Annotated in this window: 7 protein-coding genes and 1 pseudogene; all 8 read left to right on the forward strand. The window is 30.2% G+C overall.

Going from position 1 to position 7,294, the window contains the following annotated elements:
• A partial coding sequence (locus JWF52_RS07400) for a pyruvate carboxylase subunit B (RefSeq protein WP_208332933.1) occupies nucleotides 1–1,075 on the forward strand: 1,075 nt, incomplete at its 5' end.
• Nucleotides 1,076–1,092: 17 nt separating this feature from the next.
• Nucleotides 1,093–1,392: an OadG family transporter subunit gene (locus JWF52_RS07405; protein WP_208332934.1), complete on the forward strand. Its 300-nt coding sequence runs from the start codon at nucleotides 1,093–1,095 to the stop codon at nucleotides 1,390–1,392.
• Nucleotides 1,393–1,591: 199 nt separating this feature from the next.
• The gene (locus tag JWF52_RS07410) at nucleotides 1,592–1,783 is read left to right on the forward strand and encodes a biotin/lipoyl-containing protein (RefSeq protein WP_502711248.1); all 192 of its coding nucleotides are present in this window, start codon (nucleotides 1,592–1,594) and stop codon (nucleotides 1,781–1,783) included.
• Between the two features lie 74 nt (nucleotides 1,784–1,857).
• The gene (locus tag JWF52_RS07415) at nucleotides 1,858–2,943 is read left to right on the forward strand and encodes a sodium ion-translocating decarboxylase subunit beta (RefSeq protein WP_286184048.1); all 1,086 of its coding nucleotides are present in this window, start codon (nucleotides 1,858–1,860) and stop codon (nucleotides 2,941–2,943) included.
• A gap of 177 nt (nucleotides 2,944–3,120) precedes the next feature.
• Complete coding sequence (locus tag JWF52_RS07420) at nucleotides 3,121–4,185, forward strand: AbrB family transcriptional regulator (RefSeq protein WP_208332936.1); 1,065 nt, start codon at nucleotides 3,121–3,123, stop codon at nucleotides 4,183–4,185.
• A 22-nt stretch (nucleotides 4,186–4,207) separates the two neighbouring features.
• The gene (locus JWF52_RS07425) at nucleotides 4,208–4,846 is read left to right on the forward strand and encodes a DNA-3-methyladenine glycosylase (RefSeq protein WP_208332937.1); all 639 of its coding nucleotides are present in this window, start codon (nucleotides 4,208–4,210) and stop codon (nucleotides 4,844–4,846) included.
• 45 nt (nucleotides 4,847–4,891) lie between these two features.
• Nucleotides 4,892–5,689, forward strand: coding sequence for a pyrroline-5-carboxylate reductase (gene proC, locus JWF52_RS07430; RefSeq protein ID WP_208332938.1), 798 nt, complete (start codon nucleotides 4,892–4,894; stop codon nucleotides 5,687–5,689).
• Between the two features lie 186 nt (nucleotides 5,690–5,875).
• A pseudogene (locus tag JWF52_RS07435) lies at nucleotides 5,876–7,294 on the forward strand (molybdopterin oxidoreductase family protein); the annotation flags it as partial.

Consider the following 7,294-nt stretch of genomic DNA (forward strand, 5'->3'; position numbering starts at 1 on the left):
AAAAAATGGTATAGATATAATAAGAGTTTTTGATGCATTAAATGATGTAAGAAATATTGAAGCATCAATGAAAGCAATAAAGAAGTATAAAGGTCATTGTCAGTGCGCAATATCCTATACTACTAGTGAAGTACATACTACAGATTATTATTTGGAATTAGTTAAGATTATGGAAAATATGGGTGCAGACTCAATTTGTATAAAAGATATGGCGGGAGTATTAACTCCATACAATGCTTATAACTTAGTAAAAAAAATTAAACAAATAACTATACTTCCTATTCAGCTTCATACACATTGTACAAGTGGAATAGCAGATATGATATATATGAAGGCTGTTGAAGCTGGCGTAGATATAATAGACACCGCTATATCTCCATTTAGTGGAGGAACGAGTCAACCACCAACAGAATCATTAGCAGTAACATTCTCGGAAATGGAAAGAAATCCAAATTTAGATATGGAAAAGCTTTTGAAAACAGCAGAATACTTTAAGCCCATAAGAGACAAATATATGAAAGAAAATATATTAAATCCTAAAGTATTATTAACGGAACCACAAGCACTTAAATATCAAGTACCTGGAGGAATGTTATCAAATTTATTATCACAGCTAAAGCAGCAAAATGCTGAAGATAAATATGAAGAAGTTTTAAAAGAAGTTCCTAGAGTAAGAAAAGACTTAGGTTATCCACCGCTTGTAACACCAATGAGTCAAATGGTTGGTACCCAAGCATTATTTAATGTACTAAGCGGAGAAAGATATAAGTTAGTACCAAAGGAGATAAAAGACTATGTAAGAGGGCAATATGGAAAGTCTCCAGCGCCTATAAGTAAAGATATAAGGGAAAACATAATAGGGGATGAGGAAGTTATAACTATAAGGCCAGCAGATTTATTAAATCCAGAATTTGAAAATATGAAAAAAGAAATTGGAGATTTGGCAAAATGTGATGAAGATGTTTTAGCATATGCTTTATTTCCACAAGTAGCACCAAAGTTTTTAGAAAACAAGTATGGTAAAAAATATAATAAGGTTGAAGATGAAATTTCATATATAACAGTAACTATGTAGAGATAGGGGATTGAGGTATGGGAAATGAAGTGAATTTATTAGAGGGAGTATATATAAGTTTATCAAGTATGAGTTTGGTATTTATAATTTTATTAATAATTTCATTTATATTAAGTAGCTTTAAACATATTTTTAAGGAAAATAATAATAAGAAAGATTTAGTATCTGAGTCTAATAGCCAAAGTAACAAAGAATTAGCGCTAACAGATGAAGAGGATGAAGAAAAAGTAGTTGTAGCTTTGGCTGCATCTATAATAGCAGGTAAAGGAAAAGTAAACCCAAATCTTCATATAAAAAGTATTACAAGAATTAAGTAATAACGTATAAATTTAAGATTTATAAAAAGGGGGATATTAGGATGAATGCTAAAACATATCATATAAAATTAAATGGAAAAGTGTATGAGGTTGAAATAGAGGAAGTAAAAGTGAAAGATAATAATAGAGATGATGTAAAGGAAGCAAAATAAATTCAAAGGCAATAGAAAATAAAGATGGAGAAATGATTAATGCTCCAATGCCTGGAACAATATTAAATGTAGTCGTTAAAGAAGGAGAAAATATTAAAAAAGGCCAAGTAGTAGCAATACTTGAAGCTATGAAAATGGAAAATGAAATAGTATCTTCAGTTGATGGAAAAGTGATGTGTATAAGTGTTAGTAAAGGTCAAAGTGTAAACCTTGGTGATAACTTATTACAAATAGTATAACTTAAGCTAACTGAAGGAGGAATTTTAAAGTGGGTAATATATTAGTTGATTTTTTTACAGAATCAGGGTTTGCAATGATTACATATAAAGAAATTATTATGATAACTATAGCTTGTGTATTTTTATATTTAGCTATAAAAAAGGGATACGAACCGTATTTATTAATACCAATATCAGTAGGGATGTTGTTAGCTAATATGCCTGGAGTAGATCTTATGAAAGCTCCAACTGATACTCAAGTAGGGGGACTACTTTACTATTTATATCAAGGTGTTAAGTTTGGAATATTTCCACCACTTATATTTTTATGTATAGGAGCAAGTACAGACTTTGGACCAATGATTGCAAATCCAAAGACAATATTACTAGGAGCTGCTGCTCAGTTTGGCATATTCTTTGCTTTTTTAGGTGCAATATTCCTAGGATTTAGCGGATTGGAAGCGGCATCAATAGGAATAATAGGGGGAGCTGATGGCCCAACCGCAATACAATTAACATCTAAACTAGCTCCACATTTATTAGGAACTATAGCACTAGCTGCTTATTCATATATGGCATTAGTTCCAGTTATACAGCCCCCAATAATAAGAGCTTTAACAACAGAGAAAGAACGTAGTGTAAAAATGGAGCAGTTAAGACCAGTATCTAAGACTGAAAAAATAGTATTTCCTATAGTAGCAATGATTATAGTTATAGGATTATTGCCTACTGCAGCGCCATTAATTGGGATGCTTATGTTTGGAAATTTATTAAAAGAATCAGGTGTTGTGCCAAAATTAGTTGAGACTGCACAAAATTCCCTTTTATATATAATAACAATAATGCTTGGTATTACAGTTGGATCAACTGCAAATGCAGAAACTTTCTTAACAGTACAGACATTAGGGATAACTGCAATGGGTTTACTTGCATTTTCAGTTGGGACAGCATCAGGAATTTTAGGTGGAAAGTTAATGTATAAATTAACTAAAGGGAAGGTAAATCCAATGATAGGTGCAGCAGGAGTATCAGCAGTACCTATGGCTGCGAGGGTTGTTCAAAAAGTTGGGCAAGAAGAAAATCCTTCAAACTTTTTACTTATGCATGCAATGGGGCCAAATGTAGCAGGAGTTATAGGCTCAGCAGTAGTTGCAGGTATATTGCTTAAATTCTTTGGTTAATTAAATAAACACAAAATAAACATTTATAAATATAAAAAATATGCTATTATATTAGTAAAATAGAAAATATAAGGTATAATTTAAGTTAGGATATTTATAAAATATATATAACAAAGGCATGGAATTATTCCATGTCTTTTTATATATAATGACTTTATTCAAGGGGGCATATAGGGTATGATTTTATATTTTTTTACTACAATTTTGGTAGGTGTTATAGGGGCATTTATAGCAAAAAAATTAAAAGTACCAGCCGGAGCTATGGTTGGTTCTATGGTATTTGTTGGAATATTTAATGTAATTACAGGTGCAGCATATGTAGAAAATTCAACTCGATTTTTTGTACAGGTTATAGCTGGAGCATTTATAGGCATAGATATGGACAAAGAAAAATTAATGGAAATAAAAAATTTAATAAAACCAGCTATAGTAATGATAATTGGACTTTTAATACTTAATATCCTAGTAGGTATATTTATTTATAAAACTACATCTCTAGATTTATTATCATCTTTATTTGCTGCAGTACCAGGTGGTATGGCAGATATGTCTATAATAAGCTCAGAAATGGGAGCAGATACCTCAATGGTAGCAGTATTTCAATTAGCACGGCTGATATCAGTTATAAGTATATTTCCAACTCTTATAAAGCAAGTTCAAAAAAGAATGATTTGTGATAATGGAGATCAAATTGATATTGCTTCTACTATAGAATTAAATATAGATAAAAACGATTGTAAATATGGTAACAAAAATAAAGATATTATACTTACTTTAATAATTGCAATCATATTTGGAATTATAGGAAAAGTGACTAAAATACCAGCAGGAACTATGATATTTTCATTAATAGGAGTGGCAGGATTAAAAATTTATAGCAATAAAGGGTACATATACCCAATAATAAAGCAAGGAGCACAGGTAGTAGCGGGAGCATTTATAGGGAGTAGTATAACTATAGATGTTGTATATAGTTTAAAATCATTTACAATCCCTATAATTTGTATGATAATAGCTTATACTATTATGTGTGGACTTATTGGATTTATAATAAGTAAATGGTTTGATATAGATATTATAACGGCGATGTTTTGTTGTACACCAGCAGGAGCATCAGATATGGCATTAATTGCAAGTGAACTAGGAATTAATGGAGCAGATATAGCGTTACTTCAAGTAACGAGACTTGTAAGTGTGATAGTAATATTTCCAAGTATTATTAGGATTATAATAAGTTTGTAAAAAATTATAAGGAGGGCTAAATGTGGATATCGATTTTTTTAGAAAAGATGGAATAAGTGTAGCTAAGAATATACTAGGAAAATACTTAATAAGAGAATATGATAATAAAAAAATAGTAACAAAAATAGTAGAAACAGAAGGATATATGGGAATAAATGATAAGGCTGCTCATGTATATAAAGATAAAAAAACAGATAGAACAAAACCTCTATACTTAGATGGTGGACATATATATGTTTATTTAATTTATGGAATGTATTATTGTTTAAATCTATCCGCGAATGTAGAAAATATCCCAGAATGTGTTTTAATAAGAGCAGTAGAGCCTATAAATGGTCTTGAAGATATAGCTTATAATAGATTTGGCAAAAGTTATGAAAATTTAAGTAATTATCAAAAGAAAAATATTACTAATGGACCAGGAAAACTTTGTATGGCATTAAATATTAATAAGGAATTAAATTCTAGGAGTATTTTAGACAGCGGGTTATATATAAGCGACTTTTATTATGATGGAAATAAAAAAATATATAGTGATAATGAGTTTGAAATAGAGACTAGTAAACGTATAAATATAGATTATGCCGAGGAAGCTAAGGATTATTTATGGAGATTTTATATAAAAAATAATAAATATGTTTCTATAAATAAGGTAAAGTAGATTATAATTAGAGTTAAAATATTAATGCACTAAAGGAGATAAGACATGAAAATAGGATTTATAGGTGCTGGTAATATGGCCAGTGCTATGATAGGTGGTATAATTAAATCAAATCTTGTGAATTCAAAAGATATTATAGCATCTGCAAAAAGTGATAAGACTCTGGACAAAATAAGTAAAGAATTCGATATAAACGTAAGTAAAGATTCAAGAGAAGTTGCTAAAATTTCAAATATAATAATAATATCTGTAAAGCCAAACATATATGATTTAGTATTAAATCAAATAAATGATTTAATAGATGATAGTAAAATAATAGTAACTATAGCAGCTGGAAAAAGTATAAGAAGCATAGAAAATATAATAGGAAATGATAAAAAGATAGTAATGACTATGCCAAATACTCCCGCGCTAGTAAATGAAGGAATGAGTGCAATATGTCCAAATAAAAATATAAATGAAGAAGATTTAAAAAAAGTAAAAAATATATTTAATTCTTTCGGAAAAAGTGAAGTTGTTGAAGAGTATTTAATAGATGCTGTAATAGGTGCTAGTGGATCTTCTCCTGCGTATGTATTTATGTTTATAGAGGCTATGGCTGATGCCTGTGTAATAAATGGTATGCCAAGAGATAAAGCGTACAAGTTCTGTGCTCAAGGTGTTTTAGGTGCGGCTAAGATGGTTTTAGAAACAAATATGCATCCAGGTCAGCTAAAAGATATGGTTTGTTCTCCAGGAGGAACTACAATAGAGGCAGTAAAAGTGTTAGAAGAAGAAGGTATGAGAGCATCTGTAATAAAAGCAATTGGTGCATGTGTTGATAAATCTAAGAAGATGAAATAAAAATGAATTACTTAAAATGGATAGGAATATATTAAACAGATAGAGTATATTTGTGTTACAATTTAAAATATACATAATAAAATATAGCATTCAAAGAGTATGGCAAATTTAAATTATAAGAATTTGTCATACTCTTTTTAGTTTTAAGTTAGGGTTTATAGTAAAAGTATATTGGGAGGAAGTTAAATGGAGAAAAAGGTTTTAACAGTCTGTCCATACTGTGGAGCAGGATGTCAACTTTATTTAGTAGTAAAAGATGATAAGATAATTAAAGCGGAACCTGCTAATGGTAGAACTAACGAAGAAAATTTATGCTTAAAAGGTTACTATGGGTGGGATTTTTTAAATGATCCACAAATATTAACATCAAGACTTAAAAAACCTATGATAAGGAAAAATGGAATTTTAGAAAAAGTAGAATGGGATGAAGCTATAAGTTATACTGCAAATAAATTAAATAAAATAAAATCAAAATATGGACCAGATTCTATTATGGGAACTGGTTCTGCAAGAGGACCAGGGAATGAAGCTAACTATATAATGCAAAAATTTATGAGAGCTACAATAGGAACTAACAATATAGACCACTGTGCTCGTGTCTGACATGCACCATCAGTAGCCGGTCTGGCTTACTCATTAGGTAATGGAGCAATGTCTAATTCTATACCAGAAATAGAAAACTCAGATGTACTTTTCATATTTGGATATAATGGAGCAGATTCACATCCAATAGTAGCAAGAAGAATAGTTAGAGCAAAAGAAAAAGGAGCTAAAATAATAGTAACAGACCCAAGGGTAACTGAATCAGCGAGGATTGCTGATATACATTTACCTATAAAAGGTGGAACTAATATGATTTTAGTAAATGCATTTGGAAATGTATTAATAGAAGAAGAACTTTATGATAAAGAATTTGTCAAAAAACATACCCAAGGATTTGAAGAATATAAAGAAATCGTCAAAATATATACACCAGAATATGCTGAAAAGTTCACAGGAGTTAAAGCTGATTTAATAAGAAAATCGATGAGGGAATATGCAAAAGGTAAAAATGCAATGATACTTTATGGAATGGGAGTTACTCAATTTTCACAGGCAGTAGATGTTGTAAAAGGATTGGCATCAATTGCGCTTTTAACTGGAAATTTTGGAAGAGAAAGTGTTGGAATAGGACCAGTTCGTGGTCAAAATAATGTTCAAGGAACTTGTGATATGGGAGTACTTCCTAATGTATATCCAGGATATCAAAATGTAGCAGATGAGAAGATAAGAGAAAAATTTGAAAAAGCATGGGAAGTAAGCTTATCGCCTAAAAATGGATATAGTTTAACTCAAGTCCCAGATTTAGTTTTAAAAGATAAAAAAACTAAAAGCATAATTATATATTTGGTGAAGATCCAGTGCAAAGTGATCCAGACGCGAATGAAGTGAGAGAAACTTTAGATGAATTAGAAATTTGTTTATTGTTCAAGATATATTTTATGAACAAAACAGCACTTTCATGCAAGATGTAAGTATTGCCATCTACTTCATGGGGAGAACATGATGAGTCGTATACTTGTGCGGGATAGAGGATTTCAATTAAATGAGAAAAGCAGTAGAGCC

The sequence above is a fragment of the Clostridium sp. CCUG 7971 genome (assembly GCF_017590215.1).
Lineage (GTDB): Bacteria > Bacillota > Clostridia > Peptostreptococcales > Peptostreptococcaceae > Faecalimicrobium.